Source organism: Chryseobacterium sp. (assembly GCF_008831505.1).
Taxonomy (GTDB): Bacteria; Bacteroidota; Bacteroidia; order Flavobacteriales; family Weeksellaceae; genus Marnyiella.
On record NZ_CP044507.1, the window covers coordinates 532,478 to 554,787 of the forward strand.

The 22,310-nt window shown below is 43.2% G+C and carries 20 protein-coding genes; 11 read left to right on the forward strand and 9 right to left on the reverse strand.

The genetic code is table 11. The features are described 5' to 3' along the window. Positions 1 to 22: 22 nt before the first annotated feature. From F7R58_RS02525 to pyrF, 3 genes are all read left to right on the forward strand, one after another. Positions 23 to 991: a hypothetical protein gene (locus F7R58_RS02525; protein ID WP_158063392.1), complete on the forward strand. Its 969-nt coding sequence runs from the start codon at positions 23 to 25 to the stop codon at positions 989 to 991. A 2-nt stretch (positions 992 to 993) separates the two neighbouring features. Next, positions 994 to 1,470, forward strand: a complete 477-nt coding sequence (locus F7R58_RS02530; protein WP_158063393.1) for a hypothetical protein — start codon at positions 994 to 996, stop codon at positions 1,468 to 1,470. 643 nt (positions 1,471 to 2,113) lie between these two features. Beyond that, positions 2,114 to 3,472: an orotidine-5'-phosphate decarboxylase gene (pyrF, locus tag F7R58_RS02535; protein WP_158063394.1), complete on the forward strand. Its 1,359-nt coding sequence runs from the start codon at positions 2,114 to 2,116 to the stop codon at positions 3,470 to 3,472. A 52-nt stretch (positions 3,473 to 3,524) separates the two neighbouring features. On the opposite strand, the gene F7R58_RS02540 is transcribed toward pyrF, so the two are convergent. Continuing rightward, complete coding sequence (locus F7R58_RS02540; protein ID WP_158063395.1) at positions 3,525 to 4,478, reverse strand: sulfate/molybdate ABC transporter ATP-binding protein; 954 nt, start codon at positions 4,476 to 4,478, stop codon at positions 3,525 to 3,527. 79 nt (positions 4,479 to 4,557) lie between these two features. Between F7R58_RS02540 and F7R58_RS02545 the strand changes: the two genes are divergently transcribed. Both F7R58_RS02545 and pheS read left to right on the forward strand, forming a co-directional pair. Further along, the gene (locus tag F7R58_RS02545) at positions 4,558 to 5,217 is read left to right on the forward strand and encodes a YceI family protein (protein WP_158063396.1); all 660 of its coding nucleotides are present in this window, start codon (positions 4,558 to 4,560) and stop codon (positions 5,215 to 5,217) included. 101 nt (positions 5,218 to 5,318) lie between these two features. Then, entirely contained in the window at positions 5,319 to 6,329 is a 1,011-nt protein-coding gene (pheS, locus tag F7R58_RS02550; RefSeq protein WP_158063397.1) for a phenylalanine--tRNA ligase subunit alpha, read from the forward strand. A gap of 31 nt (positions 6,330 to 6,360) precedes the next feature. On the opposite strand, the gene F7R58_RS02555 is transcribed toward pheS, so the two are convergent. Beyond that, complete coding sequence (locus tag F7R58_RS02555; RefSeq protein ID WP_158063398.1) at positions 6,361 to 7,134, reverse strand: DUF3108 domain-containing protein; 774 nt, start codon at positions 7,132 to 7,134, stop codon at positions 6,361 to 6,363. A 160-nt stretch (positions 7,135 to 7,294) separates the two neighbouring features. Between F7R58_RS02555 and F7R58_RS02560 the strand changes: the two genes are divergently transcribed. The 5 genes from F7R58_RS02560 to deoC all read left to right on the forward strand — a co-directional run bounded on the left by F7R58_RS02560 (position 7,295) and on the right by deoC (position 11,131). Further along, positions 7,295 to 8,350, forward strand: a complete 1,056-nt coding sequence (locus tag F7R58_RS02560; RefSeq protein WP_158063399.1) for an NAD(P)/FAD-dependent oxidoreductase — start codon at positions 7,295 to 7,297, stop codon at positions 8,348 to 8,350. Between the two features lie 25 nt (positions 8,351 to 8,375). Then, positions 8,376 to 8,708: a 2Fe-2S iron-sulfur cluster-binding protein gene (locus F7R58_RS02565; protein WP_158063400.1), complete on the forward strand. Its 333-nt coding sequence runs from the start codon at positions 8,376 to 8,378 to the stop codon at positions 8,706 to 8,708. Between the two features lie 197 nt (positions 8,709 to 8,905). Beyond that, positions 8,906 to 9,880: an endonuclease/exonuclease/phosphatase family protein gene (locus tag F7R58_RS02570; RefSeq protein ID WP_158063401.1), complete on the forward strand. Its 975-nt coding sequence runs from the start codon at positions 8,906 to 8,908 to the stop codon at positions 9,878 to 9,880. 11 nt (positions 9,881 to 9,891) lie between these two features. Next, the gene (locus F7R58_RS02575) at positions 9,892 to 10,362 is read left to right on the forward strand and encodes an Lrp/AsnC family transcriptional regulator (protein WP_158063402.1); all 471 of its coding nucleotides are present in this window, start codon (positions 9,892 to 9,894) and stop codon (positions 10,360 to 10,362) included. Positions 10,363 to 10,390: 28 nt separating this feature from the next. Then, the gene (gene deoC, locus F7R58_RS02580; protein ID WP_158063403.1) at positions 10,391 to 11,131 is read left to right on the forward strand and encodes a deoxyribose-phosphate aldolase; all 741 of its coding nucleotides are present in this window, start codon (positions 10,391 to 10,393) and stop codon (positions 11,129 to 11,131) included. 53 nt (positions 11,132 to 11,184) lie between these two features. On the opposite strand, the gene dusB is transcribed toward deoC, so the two are convergent. From dusB to F7R58_RS02595, 3 genes are all read right to left on the reverse strand, one after another. Then, positions 11,185 to 12,177, reverse strand: coding sequence for a tRNA dihydrouridine synthase DusB (gene dusB, locus F7R58_RS02585; protein WP_158063404.1), 993 nt, complete (start codon positions 12,175 to 12,177; stop codon positions 11,185 to 11,187). A 281-nt stretch (positions 12,178 to 12,458) separates the two neighbouring features. Next, positions 12,459 to 12,815, reverse strand: coding sequence for a four helix bundle protein (locus tag F7R58_RS02590; protein WP_158063405.1), 357 nt, complete (start codon positions 12,813 to 12,815; stop codon positions 12,459 to 12,461). 186 nt (positions 12,816 to 13,001) lie between these two features. Then, positions 13,002 to 16,235 (reverse strand): hypothetical protein, encoded by a 3,234-nt coding sequence (locus F7R58_RS02595; protein WP_410493607.1) that lies wholly within the window; start codon positions 16,233 to 16,235, stop codon positions 13,002 to 13,004. 154 nt (positions 16,236 to 16,389) lie between these two features. Here F7R58_RS02595 and F7R58_RS02600 point away from each other — a divergent pair, with 154 nt between their 5' ends. Beyond that, on the forward strand, positions 16,390 to 17,166 hold the full coding sequence (locus tag F7R58_RS02600) for a T9SS type A sorting domain-containing protein (RefSeq protein WP_158063406.1): 777 nt from the start codon (positions 16,390 to 16,392) through the stop codon (positions 17,164 to 17,166). Positions 17,167 to 17,332: 166 nt separating this feature from the next. On the opposite strand, the gene F7R58_RS02605 is transcribed toward F7R58_RS02600, so the two are convergent. The 4 genes from F7R58_RS02605 to F7R58_RS02620 all read right to left on the reverse strand — a co-directional run bounded on the left by F7R58_RS02605 (position 17,333) and on the right by F7R58_RS02620 (position 22,292). Next, positions 17,333 to 20,152, reverse strand: coding sequence for an aminopeptidase (locus F7R58_RS02605; RefSeq protein ID WP_229723834.1), 2,820 nt, complete (start codon positions 20,150 to 20,152; stop codon positions 17,333 to 17,335). Positions 20,153 to 20,266: 114 nt separating this feature from the next. Then, entirely contained in the window at positions 20,267 to 20,842 is a 576-nt protein-coding gene (locus tag F7R58_RS02610) for a YceI family protein (RefSeq protein ID WP_158063408.1), read from the reverse strand. Between the two features lie 83 nt (positions 20,843 to 20,925). Continuing rightward, entirely contained in the window at positions 20,926 to 21,627 is a 702-nt protein-coding gene (locus F7R58_RS02615) for a DsbA family protein (RefSeq protein ID WP_158063409.1), read from the reverse strand. A gap of 128 nt (positions 21,628 to 21,755) precedes the next feature. Beyond that, positions 21,756 to 22,292: a DUF4256 domain-containing protein gene (locus tag F7R58_RS02620; protein WP_158063410.1), complete on the reverse strand. Its 537-nt coding sequence runs from the start codon at positions 22,290 to 22,292 to the stop codon at positions 21,756 to 21,758. Between the last annotated feature and the right edge of the window lie 18 nt (positions 22,293 to 22,310).

The window sequence follows — 22,310 nt, forward strand, 5'->3', positions numbered from 1 at the left end:
AGAAACAGCATAAACAGAACGAATGGTTAAAGCCGGTAATAGAATAGGTACAGAATATTTTCAACAAAGAATTTTACAGATTATCCTGCTTCTGGCGTTCTCCCCGGTCTATGCTCAGTTGGCGAAGCATGAACTTCCGCTTTGGCAAAAAGAGAATGCCGGCGTGAAGGAAATCAGGATTTTTCGGGATGGTGAGCAGGTAGCTTTAAGGCAGTTCCGATCTGACGGTAAAACTGCGTTTCAGATGGTCAGAAATGTAAATTCCAAAGCAGAGCATTCCGTACATTTCTATACGGCAGACGGAGGGACGGACCGGACCGTTATGGCCAACTCCAGGTCGGGCTTTCTGGTAATTAGAGTACAAAAACTGGGGAAGACCAGGAAATATTTCGCTAATCAAACTTTAGATTATAGCAGTTTAGATTTGGACAGGAATAATTTTCTGTCTCAGGTTCGCAAAATTCGGGACAGTATTTCTTTGCTGTCTCATACAAAGGTCCGCCACCTGCTGGACGAAACTCCACATTTAATACAAACTAATCACTTTGATGACGGCGGAAAAAGAGTTAAATCGTATAACTTTCATAACGGAAAACTAATTGGATTATCAGCTAATACCGGCGAAGCAGATGATACAGAGAACTATACTAAGCCTGACGGAACACCGTCGGGAATCAAAATAGAGCGCAAAGAGGATTTAGTGGTCAGTATAAGGACAGACAGGACAGAAGATTTTTTTGGCTATAATAATGACAGGTTGTTAGTTCAGCACACCACTTATGAACTTGGAAAGCTGCGATATACTACTAACAACCGTTATGATGCGGGGAAATTGATACACCGCAAGTTTGAAGATTTGGACCGTAAAAAAGTGATTGAGTATTCATTTAATTATGACGGTAGCGGAAAACTGAAATCCATTTTACAGAATGACGGTAAAAAAACTATGACCTATAATTACGAGTATAGTTATTATACAGAGTCTCGCTAAAAATGAAAAAAATATTTTTTTTATCTCTGATACTGATTGCTGCCTTAAGCTTTTTCTATTTTAAAGATGCAATATTGCTTGTGAAGGAAGAAAACTACGCCATCGTAAATGAAACGAACAGGAAAATCCCTGCGACTTTTTACTCGAAGAATGTAGTTGTAGATATAGGCGGAAAAGCGGAAAGCGTTTATGAAATATTAATCTTCTTTGACGAAGAACAGGAATTGAACCCCATCGTAATTATTCCGAAATACAAATTAATTGGATTGGTTGAAGGTGGCAGGAGAGGGTTTATAAAATTTGGAAGTAATGTCCTTCAATTATCAGATGATTCAAACAAGTTTAACATGTTAAACGATACTGCTTTTTTTGATGATCCTCCGATAAAGCAAATGCGCTTTGACCACGATTATATTGTCTTTAATACCTTTAAAGGACTCAAAAAGTATGGGGCAACCATTATCCTTAGAAAACAGTAATCCGATGTTGTCCCGCGAAACTTATCGAAGCTGTCCAGCAAAATTATTTTTGCTTCAATGATAAAAATAAGTATCCCTTCAGTTTTATTAAGTATGAGACCAAAAATAAGTTTGATAATAAGTTTAGTATTTGTGATGGGTTTGTTCTTTTACCTCAATCGCATTGATTATCATAGTAATTCACAGGTATTAGCTGCGGAAGAATGTATTTTAGTTGTAGAAACACCTCCCTCCTTCTATACTTCTGCCATGTTCAGAACAAAAGGTTACGACCCCCTAACTAAAGAACCTTGTGAATGTAATCATTACAACAGATGGTGGAGTTCCTATAAATATGAAATCGGACTGGGTGATACTATCGTAAAAAAAAAAAAGGGGAACTGGTTTTTAGTATTCATAAAAAAGATACTACTATTACCTATAAGTTTCAGACCCAATATTGAGAAATACAATGTAAATTTTTCCATTGTATTTTTTTGATACTATCAGCGCTGCTTTAAGACCTCGGTAATCCAATGGAGCCAATCCCTCCTCTAAACGCCATATCCCACCAGCCAATAGCTACTATTAGCATTTTTTAACCTTTCTGCATTCGGCCGGTTTTGCCCGAAAACCCTAACTTTGTAAGAAAGTAAAATGATCAATGGAAAGTAAGAAAGAATTTTTTCTGGAATGTTATAAGCTGGGTATTATTAAGTTTGGACGCTTCACGCTCAAAAGCGGTATAGAAAGTCCTTTTTATGTGGATTTAAGGCCGCTGGCTTCCGATCCTAAAATTTTAAAACACCTGGCGAACTACCTTCTGGACATGCTTCCGCTTGATAATTTCGACCTTATTTGCGGCGTACCTTATGCCGCTCTTCCTATGGCGACGGCCATGTCCCTTGAAAGTTATATTCCGCTGATCATCAAACGTAAGGAAGCCAAGGATTACGGCACCAAAAAGATGATTGAGGGTATCTTTACCAAAGGTCAGAACTGCCTTTTGGTGGAGGATGTTATTACCAGTGGTAAATCTCTGCTTGAAACCATCCCTGAAATTGAGAATGAAGGTATTTCCGTGTCAGATATCGTAGTGGTTCTGGACAGGCAGCAGGGTGGTAAGGAACTTCTGGAATCGAAAGGTTATCGTGTTCATACACTCTTCACCATTTCCGAAGTCTGCGGAATGCTGCAGGAAGAAGGTCACCTGAGCAGTGATGAAGTACTTAGAATAAGCGACTTCCTGAAGGGTAATGAAGTAAGGTTTGAAGAGAAAAAAAGACTTTCCTATGCCCAGAAACTGGATGTGGCAGAACATTCGGTAGCCAAAAGGCTTCTTGAGATCGCGGTTGCAAAGCAAAGCAACCTGATTGCCTCCGCTGATGTAATGACCACAGCCGAACTACTGGATTTGGCTGATAAGGTGGGTCCGCATATTGTGGCGCTTAAAACCCATATCGACATCATTACAGATTTTGATCCGGATGCCACCATTCTTCCGCTGAAAGACCTGGCGGCAAAACATAATTTCATGCTGATGGAAGACCGTAAGTTTGCCGACATTGGTAATACGCAGGAACTTCAGTTCTCCTATGGCATCTATAAAATTTCCAACTGGGCCGATTTTGTAACCTCGCAGGTAATCGGTGGCTATGATTCACTGGACTGTTTCAGGAATGTTGGCGTAGTGGCTATCCTCGGGATGTCGTCCAAAGGCACACTTACCGACGCCGGATATCACGCAGAAGCCCTGAAGGTGGCACAATCGCACCCGAACGTGATTGGCGGGGTTTCCCAGAAACAGATTCCGGAAGAACTTCTTCTTTTTACACCCGGCGTAAGCATGGCTGAAACAGGTGACGGAAAAGGTCAGCAGTATAACACACCTGAAAAGGTTTTTAACGATTTGCATACCGACTTCATGATTGTTGGACGCGGCATTTATAAAGCAGATAATCCTGAGGCTGCTGCACTGAACTATAAAATTGCCGGCTGGAACGCCTATACCGCAAGTCTGTAAAGGTTGATCTGAAAAAAATATGAAGCTGTGGGAAATGATTCCGCAGCTTTTTTTATATACCGGTCTTAGGGTCTGTAAAGTCGAGACAGATGTTATTATATAGCTTTCGGTCAGAATAGATCACCAGAGGGATGTCATGGGTCTTTACGCGGTTCCAGTACGAACTTCCTGCAAACCGGCTTTCAATAACCTGGGCAGGTTTACCCTTGTCGGCGACCTTGATTTGGTGAGGGTACCACAGATTCCGGTTGAGTTTCAAAGTGTTTTTCTCGTCATCTGTCAGTACATTTACCTCGCCAAAAAGTTGTGCCACATAAGCATTATAAGGATTAAGGTAAGTCTCCTCCGGACTGTCATTCTGAATCAGCCTGCCATCCTGCATGACAATGATCCTGTCCAGCCACGGCATAACTTCCTGTATCTCATGGGTAGAGATCATAAGCGAGAGGTTATTTTCCTTTACGAAGTTGAAAAGTCGCTCCCGTAATTCAATCTTTCTGGAAAAATCCAGGTTACTGAACGGTTCATCCAGTAATAATAGCTTGGGAAGTACCGAAAGTGCTCTGGCAATAGCCACCCGCTGCTGCTGCCCACCACTCAGGAACTGCGGTTTTACATCAGCGAAATCTTCCATGCCCACTACGCTGAGTAGCTCCTGAACCCTGGCTTTTTTCTCGCCTAAATTAATATTGGATATGAACTTGCCTACATTTTCAGACACCGTGGAGTAGGGCATCAGGTCGTACGTCTGCGCAACAAACTTCATGTCTTTTTCGCCCGGCACCAGGTTTCCCTTTGGACCCATCAGGCTTACTCCGTTGAAGATGATTTGCCCTTCTTCCCAGTCCAGTAAACCATAGATAAGGTTGAGCAGTGTGGATTTTCCACAGCCGCTTTCACCTGCCAGCGCAACGATCTGGCCCTCATCAATGTTCAGGTTCAGATTGTTGAACAGTTTCTTGTCGGGTGTGTGTGAAAAGTGGAGGTTCTTTACTTGCAGGAGCATGACGGCAAAATTATGTTTTTTCGCGGTTAAATTATATTTTCTTAGTTTAGCGTAAATGTAACTATTAAAAGACTAATATATGACTTCCAAGTCTCTATCTCCTCTTTTTGCAGCCCTGATACTGGGCACAGCAACTATTTCCTGCGGTAAGGATAAACCTGTGACCAGTGAAACCTCAGAAGTGACTACCACACGGGAAGGGCAGGTGTATGTGATCGATACCATGAACAGCCGTATTGAATGGAAAGGGTTCAAGGTTTTCAAATCTGAAAATACCAGTCATTTCGGCACGATCAAGTTTGAGAGTGGTGATGTTACAGTGAAGGATGGACAGCTGGAAAGCGGAAAATTTGTGGCCGACATGGCTACGCTGGAAAATGTGGATCTTAAAAGTGATGCCGAACAGAAATCTAAACTCGAGGGTCATCTGAAGTCCGGCGATTTTTTTGAGGTAGAAAAGTTTCCTACCGCATCATACGAGATTACAAATGTGACCCCATTGTCCGAAGGTGATTATAACACCTTGCTTGACGGTAACCTTACCATTAAAGGAATTACCAAGCCGGTGAAGTTCAATGCAAACGTAGCCGTTAGCCAGGGTGAAGTCTCGATTGCCACGGAACCTACAGACATAATGCGCGAAGATTTTGGTGTAAAGTTCCAGGTGCCGGTTCAGAACGGCCTTATTAAAAATGAAGTAAATGTCCAGATCCGCATCAAGGCGATGGAACAGAAATAAGAACTGCATCATTATTTACAGGCAGGGCGCGATAAACGTGCCCTGCTTTTTTACTTTGTCCTGAATGTTGTAAATTTGCGCCACTAAGAAAAATGACGATAATGTTTGATGACATTGACCAGCTGCTGCACGAGGTAAACTCATTCACCTCATCCGGAAAGGAAGAAACGGAACAGTTCCGACTTCGCTTTAACGGAAAAAAGGGAATCCTGAACGGTCTGTTCGAGACGTTTAAGGAAGTACCCAATGACCGTAAGAAGGAGTATGGCCAGCGGATAAATGCGCTCAAGCAAGCCGTAGCTGCAAAACTGGAAGCGTTGAAGAATGAAGGGGAAGCCGTGGCTGCTTCTGAAAAGGAAGATCTTACCCGTCCCGGATATCCTCTGGAAATGGGTACAAGACACCCCATCAGTATTGTAAGGAACAGGATCAATGATATCTTCCGGTCCATAGGTTTCGCCGTTGCCGAGGGACCTGAGATTGAAGACGACTGGCATAATTTCTCAGCACTTAATATGCCCGAATACCACCCTGCAAGGGATATGCAGGATACTTTCTTTATTGAGCAGAATCCGGATGTGCTGTTGCGTACGCACACTTCTTCTGTTCAGATTCGGCATATGGAGAATAATGAACCTCCGATCAGAATACTGGCACCGGGACGCGTGTTCCGCAATGAAGCTGTTTCTGCAAGATCACACTGTATCTTTCATCAGGTCGAAGGTTTATACATAGACGAAAACGTAAGCTTTGCCGATATGAAACAAACCATTCAGTATTTCACTACAGAGCTTTTCGGAAAATCAAAAATCCGCATGAGGCCGTCCTATTTTCCTTTCACTGAACCAAGTGCGGAGGTAGATGTATATTGGGGACTGAACAGTGAAACCGATTACCGTATTACAAAAGGTACCGGCTGGCTGGAGATTATGGGTTGCGGTATGGTAGATCCGGCCGTACTGTCCAATGTGAATATCGACCCTGAAAAATATTCGGGTTATGCTTTCGGTATGGGGATAGAAAGGATTGTCATGCTGCTTTATCAGATTGGCGATATCCGTCTGTTCTTCGAGAATGACAAAAGAATGCTGGATCAGTTCAGATCAGTATAAACAGAAAAGTGGCCTTACGAAGCCACTTTTCTTATTTAATGAATCTCATAGGAAATTTTACGTTCCGGTAACCGTCCAGATCAGCCTTAAGCGATCCCACGGCCAATTCTGCCTTAATAGAGATCGGTATATGGTTGGCATCATTGCTCACCCATAGAGTTACTCCTTCCTTTGCTTTGAAAACGCGCCCGCTCTTTACCAACGGAATGATTTTTAGACAGTTAATCCGTCCATATTTGGTGTTGATATATTCCGTTCCGGTTACACGGATCTGAAAGGGAAACATCTCATCGTCAATCCAGATATTCATATTCTTAACTGTACCCACACGCAACTCCGAAGGATCCAGCGTGCGCAGATGGTAGAATGCGGACAGCATGTCCTGAACTCCCGCCACGGATTTTATGGTCCTTGAACCATTGGCCGGTGTCTTTTTATCGGTAAGCACCAACGTTTGATTGGCATGGTTAAAAGTTGTCTGTAGATGCTGGCTGTACCCGCCCTCTTTTACATTCCTTACATAAAAACTTGGTAAACCTGTATTGTAATTGATGTAGCTTTCATATAGATCTTCTACTCTGAAGACTGCTCTTACCGCACCCGTAGTACGTCCTACACCCTTTACATACATATGCGGTTGCCCGCGGTAGGTTGTTTTCTGTGTGGTAAGCGTAGCATTACCGGCGGTAAGCAGTCCATAATGGATACGGTAGGTCAGCATTTCACCGGAATTTATATTGTCAAGTTTTTGTGGGAAAATATAGAGGAACATCAGGGCAGCAAGAATGCTGAGTAATTTTTTCATACATATGTTTTTACAAAATCTTTGCCACAAAGATAAGTGCTTTGTGATTGACTTTTGTCAGGTATTTCAGGGCTTGAATATGGCAGCGCGTCACCGGAGCTTCATAATTTTTTTAGTATTTTTGCAAAGTTTTACTTCAAAAAAATAAAAGATTCAATCAATGATTACAACGGATTTGCTGATTATCGGAGCCGGACCTACAGGACTTTTTGCTGTGTTCGAAGCTGGTTTGCTAAAGATAAAGTGCCATATTATTGACGCACTGCCCCAGGCCGGCGGTCAGTTACAGGAGTTGTATCCGAAGAAACCTATATTCGATATCCCCGGCTATCCCACCATCAATGCAGGTGAGCTTGTAGATAACCTTATGGAGCAGATCAAACAGTTTCAGCCGGGATTTACGCTTGCTGAAACAGCAGAAACATTAACGAAAATTGATGACAACTGGTTTGAAGTGGTGACCAACAAAGGTACAATACACAGAGCAAGAGCTGTGGCTATAGCCGGTGGGTTGGGAACTTTCTCACCGCGTAAGCCGGAACATCTCGAGAATCTGGACAAATTTGAAGAAAACGGTGTTGAGTATTTTGTTAAAGAGCCTGAACATTTCCGGAATAAGAAGGTAGTTATTGCAGGTGGGGGCGACTCTGCCCTGGACTGGAGTATTTTCCTGAGCAATGTGGCCAGTGAGGTGACGCTGATTCACAGACGCAATGAATTCCGCGGCGCATTGGATTCTGTGGAGAAAGTACAGGTGCTTAAAGATGCCGGCAAACTGAAACTGATCACTCCGGCCGAAGTAACCGCATTGCATGGCGATACACATCTGCAATCCATTACGGTTGATGCAGGTGGTGAAACCCGTGATATCGAAGCCGATTTCTTTATTCCTCTTTTCGGACTTACGCCTAAGCTGGGCGACTTGGCCAACTGGGGACTGGAAATTGAGAAAAACGCCATTAAAGTAAATAATGCACTGGACTATCAAACCAATATTGAAGGGGTGTACGCCGTAGGTGACATCAATACCTATCCGGGTAAACTTAAACTTATCCTTTGTGGTTTCCACGAAGCCACACTGATGTGCCAGAGTGTGTACAACCGGATGAATCCGGGTAAGAAATTCGTCCTCAAATACACAACGGTAAGTGGGGTTGACGGTTTCGACGGCAGCCGCAAGGAAGCGGAAAAGGCCGTGGTGAAGAAAATCGATTAAGTATTAATTAACTTTGAGTACCGTCATGTCTGATATCAACATAAAAATTACCGACCGCGAAGGCATTACGCACGATATTGCGGCACCCACGGATATGTCCATGAACCTTATGGAGGTTATCCGCGCTTACGAGCTTGCCGAAGAAGGCACTATAGGTGTCTGTGGCGGTATGGCGATGTGTGCTTCCTGTCAGGTCTATGTTATAAATAATGGCGACAAACTGACTGAGATGGGTGATGAAGAAGATGCCATGCTGGGCGAAGCCTTCCATGTGCAGGACAACTCGCGTTTGGGTTGCCAGATCCATATCAGTGAGGAAATAGAAGGTTTGGAAGTAGAAATAGCACCTTACCCATAAACCATAATAAATACAGTTTACAGCGCGCGGATCTTTCCGGGCGCTTTTTCATTATAAAACTAAAAAATAATAGTCTGTCAAGACATTCCACTTTTATATAAATGCACTAAAGCCCATGTATTTTACATTTTTATGCAGTTCTTAGCCCTAAGGATATTCGGAATAGTAAAATAATATCTTTACATTTACATTTATATATGAGTAACGGATACTTTGGCAGTGCTATTCACGAACTGGCCGTTTTTTACAATACAGAGAATTTCTACAGTGCAGAGGCCCGGACTTCACAACTTCCCAATATTGAGTTCTCCGGCCTGCGCAACTGGGACCGGTTCCGTTTTCAGAATAAACTGCAGAAAATTGCACAGGTTTTTCAGTTGATCCGCGATAAGCACGGCGTCTTGCCCATGGTAATCGGTTTGGCTGAAATTCAGGGTGACGCTGTGCTTCAGGAGCTGGTGGCGCAGCCTGTTTTTGAAGGTCGGTTTCGCGTGGTTCATTATGAATCCATGGATGAAAGGGGCGTGGATGTGGCGCTCATATATGACAGTTCAAAAGTGGAGGTAATATCCAGCGAACCCATCAGTTACTTCTTTGAAATTGAAGGGACCGATCCCGAAAAATATGATACTACACGGGACGTACTTCACGTAAAACTTATGTACGGCTTTTCCACGGTGAATGTCTTTGTATTCCATTTGCCTTCCAAAAGGGAAAAGGACATTAACAAACCCAGGCGGGATGTCATCCTCACGGATATCAGGGAAAGGATTGTTGAAATGACTGAATTGGGTGAAGCTGTTCTGCTTATGGGTGATTTCAATGAAAATCCGGATGAGGAAAACATTAGAAGCATTACTTATGGAAGCAATAATGAGAAAATACTTTCCAATCCGTTTCTGGAACTCTTTATGAAAGGTAAATTTTCAACTTATCACCGTCAATTTGGCTTACTTTTTGACCAAATGCTTATTTCTGATGATTTTTTTAAAGAAGAGGCACTTCTGAAGTATGAGTCAGCAGATGTTTTTGATCACCCAAAGCTGAAGAGTTGGGACCGTAAGTTTGAAGGCAGACCATTCCGCACTTTTGTAGGTTCACGTTACCTGGGAGGATACAGCGATCATTTTCCCGTGCTGTTAAAATTCCGCAAAAATTATAAAAAAAATTGAAAAAAAATAGTATGAAAAACGCAACTAATATTGGCTATCTGCTGGATGCTATTGACAAGAAAATAATTCATATGCTTATGGATAATGCCAAAACATCTCTTGCGCATATCGCCAAAAATGTAGGCATATCTACTACGGCTGTTCATCAGCGTATTAAGAAACTGGAACAGGCGGGCGTGATTGAAAACTCAATCTCCTTCCTGAATGCACGTAAAATAGGTTACAAAGTGGTAGCATATATCGGTGTTTTCCTGGAGCAGCCCAACCAGTATCCGGATGTGGTAAAAGCGCTGAAAGAAGTTAATGAGGTTGTGGAAGCTCATTACACCACCGGAAACTATACCGTCTTCCTGAAGGTCCTGTGCAAGGACAATGATCACCTGATGGAGATACTGAACAAACTTCAAAAACTGAAAGGCGTTACCAGAACGGAGACTTTCATTTCGCTGGAACAGAGCATCGGCCGACAGCTCAAAGTGTGATATTTTAATGAATTTTAGCTGAAGATAAATGGAAATCAATAAGTATCTCGACTCAACTTATCTGAAGACCTCGGAACAGTCGGGGCTTTCTGAAAAGGAAACACTTGAAACCGTCCTTTCGCTGGTGGATGAGGCAATTGCAAATAATATTTTCGCTGTCATGATCCGCCCGGATTATGTGAAACAGGTTAAAGAATATATTTCTGATAAAACGGCGGACGTAAAGGTGGGTACGGTGATTGGATTTCATGAAGGTACCAACTCCACAGAAGCAAAACTGGGTGAAGCCCGTAAAGCAATTGATGACGGCGTTGATGAACTGGATTTCGTGATTAATTATGAAGCTTACAAAAAAGGTCAACTTGATCTTGTAGAAGATGAGGTGGTGCAATGCACACGCTTCTGCCTCGATCATAATAAGGTAGCAAAGTGGATTATTGAAATTGCCGCGCTTACCGACGCCCAGGTAGCAGAAATTACTGCGCTGATTGCAAAATGGATCACTGAAAACTTCCCCGGGAAAGAAGACCAGGTCTTTGTGAAATCCTCTACAGGATTCTATGTTACAGAAGGTGGTAAACCAAACGGTGCTACTTTTGAGGGCATAAAAATCATGCTGGACCATGCCGGAAAGCTTCCTGTAAAAGCCGCCGGCGGTGTGCGCTCTCCCGATGATGCCGAAAAGATGATAAGTTTGGGTGTTAAAAGGATTGGAACGTCTTCAGCTTTGGCTTTACTTAAAAACTCGGGCTCTTCGGCAGGTTATTAAATAATTGCTCCATAAAAAAATGAACCCACAGAAAAATTTGTGGGTTTAATATTTTATGAAAATTGATGCTCTCTGTAAAAATTACTGGCCTCTTCAATTACACCATCCATTTCCTCCAACGTAAATACTTCCAGGAATTTTCTTCTGAAATCTTTGAAGTGCGGGATTCCGCGGAAATAATTGCTGTAGTGCTGCCTCATCTCAATAAGTCCCAGACGTTCGCCTTTCCACTCAGCACTCCATTCCGCATGCTGACGGACCGCCAGCAGCCGGTCTTCGATGGTGGGCTCCGGTAAATGCTCGCCGGTCGCAAAGAAATGTTTTATTTCGTTAAAAATCCAGGGATAACCAATGGCACCACGTCCGATCATAATACCGTCGCAGTCGTATTTCGTTCTGTATTCCAGTGCTTTTTCCGCCGAATCGACATCACCATTGCCAAAGATTGGAATTTCAATATTTGGGTTGTTCTTTACCTTGGAGATATAGTCCCAGTCGGCCTGGCCTTTATACATCTGTGCGCGTGTTCTGGCATGGATCGTGAGTGCCTTGATTCCGGTTTCCTGCAGCCTTTCTGCCACCTCCATAATATTGATGGTTTCGGTGTCCCAGCCCAAACGGGTTTTCACTGTTACCGGTAAATGTGTGGAATTCACCACCGCTTTCGTAAGCCGGATCATCAGGTCAATGTCTTTCAGTACGCCGGCGCCGGCACCTTTGCAAACCACTTTCTTCACCGGACAGCCAAAATTGATATCCACCAAATCAGGGTTTACGGTTTCAACAATCCTGGCCGAAAGTGCCATCGCTTCCTCATCACCACCGAAAATCTGTATGCCCACAGGCCTTTCGTAATCGAAGATATCAAGCTTTTTACGGCTTTTCATGGCATCACGGATCAGGCCTTCAGAGGAGATGAATTCAGAGTACATCATATCCGCGCCATGCATTTTGCAGAGCCTTCGGAACGGTGGATCCGAAACATCTTCCATAGGAGCCAAAAGCAGGGGGAAATCCGGAAGTTCAATATTGCCAATTTTAACCATTCTGCAAAGATAAGGAATTGGATTGTTAGAGGTAAAGACGTTAAGTCGTAAAGGTGTAGTGGCGTTGGGGGTGAAATCGTAAAGTTGTAAAACTGCAAAATCGGATGGCTTAAAAGATGTTCAGTTGTAAAGTTTTGAAATCGAGAAGCATTGGGTGTAAAAGTTGTTTAGTTGATTAGCGCCCGGGACAAATTGCTGGTCGTGAAGTGGTTTTGGAGAGCGAAACATCATTGCGAATTTACGCTTTCCTACGCGACTTTACGCCCAACAACTTTACACCATTATTTCAGTGAGTTATAGAACGCATTAAGTTGATTGGTGATTTTTTCAGTTTGATGTCGAAGTTCAATGTATTCTTCTTCAGAAATTAAATCCAGATCACGCGCCAGGACTAGAAAACTGATAACCTCTAAACCTGTACTGTAAGCAATATTTATGAATCTGGATTTATCCTTATTCGTGCTTTTTCCCGTGCCCTCCGCATTGTTTGCCATAATGCCCGTCGCTGCCCTCCTGAGTTGGTTAGTAATGCCAAACCTTTCCTCGTCTGGAAATTTACGGGATACCAGATATATATCCTTTACCAGATTGCGTGCATTCTGCCAAACTTCAAGTTTTTCAAAGTAGAAAGTGTACATGATCCAAGGTATTGTATTTAGTGTGAAACAATGTAGCCGTAAAATCGTAGAATTGCAAAGTTGCCAGGTTGACATTTACTTAATTGAACCCCACTAAAGTACGCAATTCTTCTTTTACAAAATTATCGGATAAACAACTTAACTAATAAACGACTTTACGCCCAGCGACTTCGCGATTAAGCTTCCTTAAAAACTCGCCTTCAGCTGCATACTTCCGATGTGAATCGTTCGCTCACCAGAGTTGCGGCCTTCATAGTTCACATTCAGCGTGATGAAGGAATTGATAGCCTGCTGCAGGAACAGACTCCACAGCTGGTTTTTTCCCGGTTTAAGCCCGTCCAGCATCTGGTTTCCAACAATGGAAAAGTTGTTTCCCGTAAAATCGTTATTGATGAAAGAGAAATTGGCGCGTACCGACGTCCTGTTTCTCTCCCACTGAAGAGCACCTGTAAGATCAAGGGTTTTAAGAAATTCTTCACCGTCTGCCCTGTCTTTTTGGCGGAGTGCCGCAGATAGTTCGGCCTGCATGCTTTCGGAGAATTTGTACGTGGCTTTAGGTTTGGTTTCAAAATTATTCAGTATGAAATCGCGCGTGTCAAAGATCTGAGAGGCGTTTTCGATATGGTGCAACGAGTTTTCCCAATCGAAACGCAGACTTTTAGTAATACCGTAGCCCACATTCAGGAAGTGGGAATTTTGGTTCCGTTCTTCATTGCTGAAATTGGCGTTTACCAGATTATTATTGGCTATAAAACGGTAGTTCCCATTCCAGGCGGACTTTTCGGTTGGGTTAAACTGTGCCGAGGCCAGGAAGTTCTGGTTTTTCAGGATCTGATCTTCATCTTTCTCGAAAGGGTTCAGCACCAGCACACGGTCCTTTTTGTAAAATGAGTTCTGCGAGTTCAGCGAGATGTTGAAATTCCAACGTTTCAGGAATTCATTCGATGAATTTAATACAGCCGACGGATTTACAAAAAGCGCCAACTGAAGTTTATTTTTATTGGACGGGATATAATTTACCGAGTTGGTGTAGATCCGGATGTACTGGGCAAGATCCGCATATTCAGCAATCTCGAATTCATCCAGCTGCTGCACACCGTCACCGTTGTAGTCGGTCCATTTATAAACACCCTGGCCGTCGGTCACCTTTATATACTGAAATTCACGCTGGGCTTCCTGCCCGTTCCCCAGTTCGTAAAAAGCCTGCAGTCGCATACCGTTATTGAACAGCTGCTGATTGTACAGAATGTTTCCGACTACAAAGTCATTATTCAACTGAGTCAACAGATCATCGTTCTGATAATAAAACTTGCGGTAATGAACCAGGGCGTTAAGCGTAGTCCTTTCGCTTTTTATTATCTGGCTTTCCACCATAACACCCAGGATATGATTTTGGTCTTCCAGCTGATTGTTCCGGATGGAATCGTTGTCGCGGAAATAGACCTTCGCCAAAAGTTTTGTACGCGCCGAGTCACCGATGCGTTTCTGAGCAAAAACCTCCTTCCAGCTGAAACTGGTCACACCAAACAGACCGGTGTCATTGAACTTTTTCACATTATGTTCCAGACTTCCGCCCAGTCCCCAACTTCCTTTTTCACCCTGACGTTCCGAAATGACAGCACTGCGGATGAACTTTGTATCCTGAAATGTGGCTTTGGTGTCCAGATAGGAAAAATTACCTTTAGTATTGAATTTCCCCGTGATCCAGCCAAAGTCCAGGTCATTCTTAAAGCCTTTGTAGAAGTCCTTTTCGTCCAGGAAGTTCATGCGGTAGTTCAGGAAAGATAAGTTTTTCCACTGGTTCAGGAAACTGAATATAAACCGGTTCTGTGTGCGGTTATTAAACTCGTTCGTCAGGTTAAAATCGCGGGAAAATTCCACATCATTAATGCGGTCCAGAATGTGGAACTGTGAATTGATATGCTGATATTCGAAAGCAGGAGTTCCCTTCCAGTTCTGATGAGTGAAAGTCTTGTGTCCGAAGATCCGTGCGGCGTAACCGAGGTTCTGCTTTGCATCTTTGGAAGAAAAAAGGTTGATGTCATAATTGCTGAAGGAAACGTCAGTGCCAATTTTTCCGTCATTCAGCAGATACTCGGCATTATAGGAGAATACCTGTGCTTTTTGGGGTGAAGGCAGTTTACGGACTGCCCGGTACTCGCCCTGATTGGGTCCCACATACTGGAAAACCCTGCCGTTATTTGTGGTTTGCGCCAGCGTATAATCGCCCAGCTGGTTTCCGAAATAGGTGAAGGCAACCTGGTAGAGGGTTAAGGTTTGATCGGCCGAAAATTCATAATAATCACCATTCGGGTCGTTTACGAGCCTGTAAAGGATTTTATTTACATCATATTCCGCAACTGTTCCCGACGGTGCAAACATGAGGTCAGGATTGTTACCAGCGTTTACAAGCACCTGCTGATCGGCATCGCTGAGGTTTAAGGCCAGTGGTGCGTTTTTGTTATCCTGTTCCAGAAACCAACTGAAGCCCGTGCGAAAACGTTCGCGTTCGTGCCTAACCTCACCCGTGAAAAGATATCGGGAGTAATTTCTGTTCGTATAATTATAGGAAATCGTGATGAAGTTCTGCCTGAAAATGGGGCGGAAACTCGTAAAGGTCACCTCACCGGTATTGTAGTTTACGGTATAATCCAGGTTTTCACCCCTTTTCATAAGTATGCCGTCTATATAAACCTGTTCTGAACCGGAAATCACGGTGATGAAGTTCTCGCCGTTTTTTCCCGTCAGCCGGTAAGGACCCTGGTTGCCTTCGATTCCCTGGAAACGTATCCTGTGAAATTCACTTCGCGCTACGCCACCCGCGACGTCCAGAAACGTTTTGTTTTCTTTGCCGAAGTTGGTCTGGAACTGCAGTCCCATGCTCCGGCGCTGGTAGCGGCCAAAATAGGTGCGGTTATCCTCCAGGTCCAGATGTCCGGCCCGCAGGATGGAACGGTCCTTTATGTTGAGCTGCATATAAATCTTGTCAAACTCTTCCAGGGTCTGTGTATACCCATCGGCCTGAATGGGCAGGTTATGATCGGAAATTGAGGCAAGGATGGAGACGTCCTGAGAAAGTTTTCCTGTAATCTGCAGGTCCATTGAGCTTTGTACGGAAGATCCCTGATTGTTGCCGAAAGTAACACCGCGGATGATCGACCCTTTGGAATTAAGGTCGCCCAGGAATTTCTGTCTGTCATTTTTTACAAGTACAGCTTCATCAACAATGACACGGTTCTGGGTACGTATAAAATCCAGCGTATCGCGGGTAAAAACATCCTGCTCCAGTTTTACTGTAAGAATGGAATCTTTTTTGATGCTGTCTTTTGGAAGATTAGGATTTTTCCAACTGAAAACCTGTGCTTTATGCAGAATAAAGCAGGACAGGAACAGGATGAAAAACAGGAATTTTTTTACCAAAACAATTACACAAAAGCGGTGTAAAAGTAACGAAAAATATGCTGTTGGATTGTGGTGTTTTACTTAACATAAAATTAAAGCTCAGGATTTTCTCTTTTCAATATTAAAGAGTAATTTTGCGGTATCAATAATTTAAACTTAAAATTTTATTAAAATGAAAAAAATCTTTACATTTTTCGGAATTGCTGTCATGGCAATTTGCGTTAGTGCCCAAGGTACTGAAACCTTCACTTCACAGACAGTATTAACGTCAAGCTATGCTGACGGAACATTCACTAGCGAAACACCGGGAGTTATTGTGAATTTTCAGCACAGTCGTGACGAGGGATTAGGCACGAGTGATGATTATGCAATTAATGGAAAAGGAATTATGCTTCGTAGGTCAGATGAGCCTAGTTATGTAGAATTTATTATTCCTAATGGAGTAGGCCAGTTCTCTTTTAACTATAGAAAAGCATTTACTGGTGGAACCAATAACAGAGTTCTTGCGGTTTTTGTAAATGGTGTACAACAAGCTACTACTCCTACTTTTGGGGCTGCCGGAGCAGATGCAACCATCAATTATTTTGTAACAACGATTAATCAGGCAGGGCCTGTAACTGTTAGAATTTCATACCCAACAGGAACCGCTACAGGAAATAAGCAAGTAACAGTAGATAACGTAGCTTGGTCTGCAAATGGGTCTACTTTAGCTGTAAACGATCTAATCAGCGTGAAATCTGCTTTCGTACAGAACACTCAAGTTACAGATGCAATTCACTTCGGTGCAAAAGCTGATGTTAAAATTTATAACATGAACGGTCAGGTGGTGAAAACTGCTTCAGTTTCCAACACACGTGCACTTGATGCTTCAGAACTTCAGCCAGGTATGTACATCGTTACAGGTTCTGTAGATGGACAGCCAGTATCCCAAAAAATTCTGAAGAAATAACTTTTCTTTAAGATAATATCAAAGGCTGCTCAGATTTGGGCAGCTTTTTTTGTGTCAAAAGCTAAGGAGCTGGAATATTTCTCTTGCAATTCCTTGGATTGTTGCCAGTGGTCCATCGTAAACTATAAAGAAGCCTGGACCTGCCTGAAAAGGGTTCCCGGAAATATCAATACCAACCTCTTCTGGCTGTATTCACTACAGCACCCAGATTCAGTACCAGTGTAAAGCGGATTCTCTGCGCATAGTCCTTAAAAGACGGTTCAAAACCCAGCGTGGAGTAAACCGGCAGATAAACCTCCAGGAAATCCGGAATAATCCGCACCTTCACGCCGCTGTCCCAGATAAATTTCGGACTGACCGAACGGTTTTTATAAATTCCTGCATCGGCATAGATATTAAACATCTTCCACACATGTGAGTCCACATTCAGTGACGTTATCCATTGGTTGGCCGTGGAGTCGATAAAAGATTTAAAGCCCCCGTCGGCCATCACGAATTGCTGAGACAGTAAACCAGAAGTGGCACTCTGCCCCAACAGGCCGTAGGAGAATGAGTAATTGGAAACGCGCGAGATTCCAAAATCGAAGATGTCATTACGGGTTTTATTGTTCAGAAAATAACCTGCAAAAAGGCGAAACGCTATTTTTTTGTTGGCAGCATATTCGTAACGGTAGGTTGCTTCTGCCGCAACCTTGTTGAAATCCTGCATTCCCTGCACATAAGCACCGAAAAACTTCTCGTGAATCAGTCCGTTGTCTGCAAAGGCATAATTTACATTCCAAAGGTTATACCGGTCATATTCATTCTCAAATATCATTTCCGGCGTCAGGTCCTTTTCATAATGATTAAATGAAACGCCTAAACTCCTTGAGATTGCACTGCGCGGCTCTTTAGCAAAATTAATTGAAGCACTTGCCGTAAACTTTCGGTAACTCAGGTCATAATCATAATGAAAATAAGAGCCGGAGACTCCCATATTCAGGCTTTGGAAAAAGCTTTCGGGCGGCATGATGCTGTAAGTCACACTTCCGGAACCAGTAATCTGCCCGGTTCCCGTACTGTAATAGGGCGTCAGTGAGTAGGCAAATTTATGATTGAAGAGTGACTCGTTCCGAAAATTCAGACCGAGCAGGACCTTGTCATATGCATTAAAGGTAAGACGCGGATTCAGATAAATCTCATTGTATTCGGGGTTTGGAATGTCCTTGATGAGTTTCAGCTTGATCTTCTTCATGTTGCTGAATAAACCTTTGGTATACAGATAGTTGTCACGGAAATTCTTCTCCGGAAAAAAATGCCCGCTGTTGATCACAATTTTATCAGCATCCATTTCGGGAATAATATATACGTCCTGAGAAGGATGTTCCGGCGTGCCGAACCAGTGTGTTTTAGTACCTCCCTGTTCCGAAATTGTCTCCAGTTTAAAGGGTACCGGATCATAGGTGTTCTTGCGGACGGTTACCTCCAGATTGCCGTCGGCTCTTTTAAATTTCTTAAGGTTAAAGTTAACTCTGTGCTTGCGCGACATGAGTTTGTCCAAAAATACAGATGAGTAGTGCGAGCGCATGGCCAGTCTGTCCAGGAAGTGGCCGGTGTCAATCTGCTGCGAAGCATTGGACTGAAAATATTCGCTCAGAAAGTCTTCAAATTCAGAGGTGCCCATCTTTTCGGCCACGAAGTTCAGCAGACTGCCAATTTCAAAGTTGCTCACCGTCATTTCATTGAAATTGCTGAGGTCTTTGAAGTCTTCATCAATTTTCTGATCAAGATTCTGCGTCATCATGTACTGGTAGGCAATACCGTAACGCTCAATCAGCTTAAGACGGGAAGCGTGAAAGAGCTTCAGCGGTTTTATTCCGATAATTGAGGCCTCTGTAAGCTGGCCCAGCAATTTATGGTCTCCGTAATATTTTTTGAGGTACTGAAGTTCCAGGTAGGTCTTGATACCGTTTTTAAACCAGTGGTCGTCATCCTTATTGGTGATCAGTCCCTGTTCCAGGATGTTCTTGGAGATGATGCTGAAATAATCAAGGTCAGCATTTTCTTCCGGGGTAAAGAGCGGGAAGCGGAACTTCCAGAATGCGATATCGTCATTACCGAAAAAATCTTCCTTATTCCGGAATTTTTCTGAAATGAAAATCTTTGAGGGTACAAGTCCCGTTTTACTTTGCAGATATTCCAGCTGTTGCGGAATTTTATTTTTAAGATGCTGTTGCTCTTCTGCCTCCAGGCGGTAGCCAAAATCAACCTGGGTCTGTACTCCACCTGTTTGAAAAGTCAGGGTGGGATAAATGTTAAATGAGATCAGAAATTCCGGATCTGCTTTCAGCAAACCTGTGTAGTAATTAGGATGCAGTTCCGTAAGGTTGCTTTTTGAATGATAGTCGGTGGGTAAATCCAGATTTACTGTCCAGTGCGTGCTGTGGTTGGCTGTTTCCTCAATGTCCAGGAACCTGCGCTCATTGCCGTTGGCTTCAGCAAAACTGTCCGGTACCAGAAAAAAGTACTTAAGAGCAATATTTTGCTCAGACATTCCATAACCGGTGAATTTGGCTAACGGAAGCTGCAATTGATACTTTAGCCTCAGTTTTACACTTGCACCCGGCTGAAGGGGTTGAGCCAACTGAATATAAAGGTTTTCAGAATTAAGATCGGCCGGGGAAGTTAGCTCAGACAGATCTGTTTTAACTTCAAGGGTTTTCAGCTTCCCGAGCTCCTGAGGTTGTGCAAAATGAAGTTCCTTGTTCCTGTCTTCTATTTTCCTGTCGTAAAGGGGTGTGCCACGATTTTTATAGGCAGCAATCCAGTTTAGCAACTGTACCTCTGTCTGTGCTGAATCCGTTTTATTGTAATAGCGGAGTTCCTGGGTTACATTAAGCGTCCGGAGGTCCTGTTCCAGTTTGGCCTGTAGGTAAATGCTGTCTCTTTGTGCCGATGCCAGCACAAAAAACCCTCCGAATAAAAAACCTGCAATTAATCTCTTCAAAATAACCAAAGGCCAAATATAAAGTAATGCTTTTTATTTAGCAGGATAATCCCTATCAAAAAACAGACCCGAATTGCTTTGGGCCTGCTCACATTTAAAATAAATATACTATGATTATTTCTGGGTCAGTTCAAAATCACCTTTAATCCTAACCTGGTCGCTGATTACAGCTTCGGGGAATCCCGGACCAACATTAAAGTCGGATCTTTTTATGGTAGCCATTACCTGGTAGCCATGGGTATCTTTTTTGTTCATCTGGTTCACTACAGACCCGCGGTAAACAAGTACCACTGAAACCGGTTTTGTAATTCCGTGCATGGTAAGGTTACCGTTCACATTGTAATAGTTTTTCTGTTTTCCTTTGGTAATGGAAGTTGAAGTGAAGGTCATTTTCGGATGATTGGCCACATCAAAGAAATCAGCACTTCTAAGGTGGTTGTCACGTGCTTCAATATGGGTGTTGATTGAATTTACATCAACTTCAAAGGTAACTTTGGAATTCAGAAAGTTCTTCTCATCGGCATTGATGGTCAGATTTGCAGTTTCAAAGTTACCGGTGATATCACTGATGGTAAGGTGAATTACCGAAAACTGGATTCGGGAGTGTGCGGGGTCGCTCACCAATACTTTCTGTGCATATACACTAACACTAAGCATGATAAGCATTAATAAAGACATTAATTTTTTCATAACTGATATTTTTTACTGATTAATTTATGGTACAAAGATAGCGCAGTGCCATTCTGCCGGGGTTGATGTATGTTAAGAAATCCTCAGTTGCAGTTGCCGTCAGTATCGCAGCTGTCGCCATTGATGATTTTAAGGCCCTGGTCGCCCGCGGAAAATTCTTTCCATGACTTTTCCAGGACCTCCAGAAACAGTTCGGGTTGCTGTGCACCGGACACTCCGTATTTGTCATTGAATACAAAAAAAGGAACGGAACTGATTCCCAACTTTGAAGCCATCTGCATATCCTGGGTTACAGCGTAGGCAAATTCATCCGATTCAAGCGCCGCCCTTATGTCATCTTCCAGCAGGCCGGCCTGTATGCCCAGATCTACCAGTGTAGGAATATCATCAATGTTCTTACCGTCAAGAAACTGCGCTCGGAACAGTACCTCTTCAATTTCGCTGCCCAGGTTTTTGGTTTTTGCCAACTGGATCAGCAGGTGTGCTTTGTAGGAATTGGCAACCTTCTGATTTTCAAAATTAAAGTCAATGCCTGCCTCTCTGCCCGCATTTTCTGCATGCGCGTGCATGGCCTGCGCCAGCTGCCGGGAAATTCCTTTCCTTTCTGCAAAAAATTCAAAAGGATCACGTCCTGCCTGCGTCTCCAGGGACGGATCCAATTGGAAACTGTGCCATTCTACCTGTACAGAAGCGGCTTCAGGAAATTGGGAGAGTGCTTTTTCAAATTTCTTCTTGCCCACATAACAGAAGGGGCAGCGAACATCACTCCAAATATTTACTTTCATATTAACCGTTTTTTAGTGTAAAGCAAAGATACTGCTATACATCGTGAGCCGTGTTGACGTATGTTAAGAATCGACAGACACTGGATCTTCAGGTTTGTGCGCCGCAAAGAAAGATATCTGAAACGCACTTAGACCCTGAGCAACCCTCTGAACCCACGTGCGGCATAATACGAATCGGCGCCGTTATGGTAGATGAAAACAGTGCCGTAACGGAAATCGCCGAAAATAGCGCCGCCCAAACTGCGGATGTTTTCCGGTGTAAGGAGCCAGCTCGATGTTTTGGTATCGAATGTACCCAGCGTCTGCAGATAGCTGTACTGTTCCTCGTCCAGCAATTCAATACCTATTTCAGCCGCCGCATCCATCACGTTGTTCTTGGGTTTATTTTCTTTCCTCTTGTCAAGAGCTGCCCTGTCGTAGCAGAAACTCCGTCTGCCTTTGGGACTTTCAGCCGAACAGTCCATGAAAAGATACTCACGTGACTTTTTATCAAAACCTACCACATCCGGTTCACCGCCGGTGTCTTCCATTTTCTGGAGGATTTCAAGCTTCTCCGGTTTGGCTTCCAGTTTTCTCTGAATTTCGGACCATTCCAGGTTTTTATGACGCTGGGAATTTTGTTCGAAACGTGTTTGGAGGATAATTAAAAGATTGTCAGCTAACATATTAGGTGGTATTTTGTG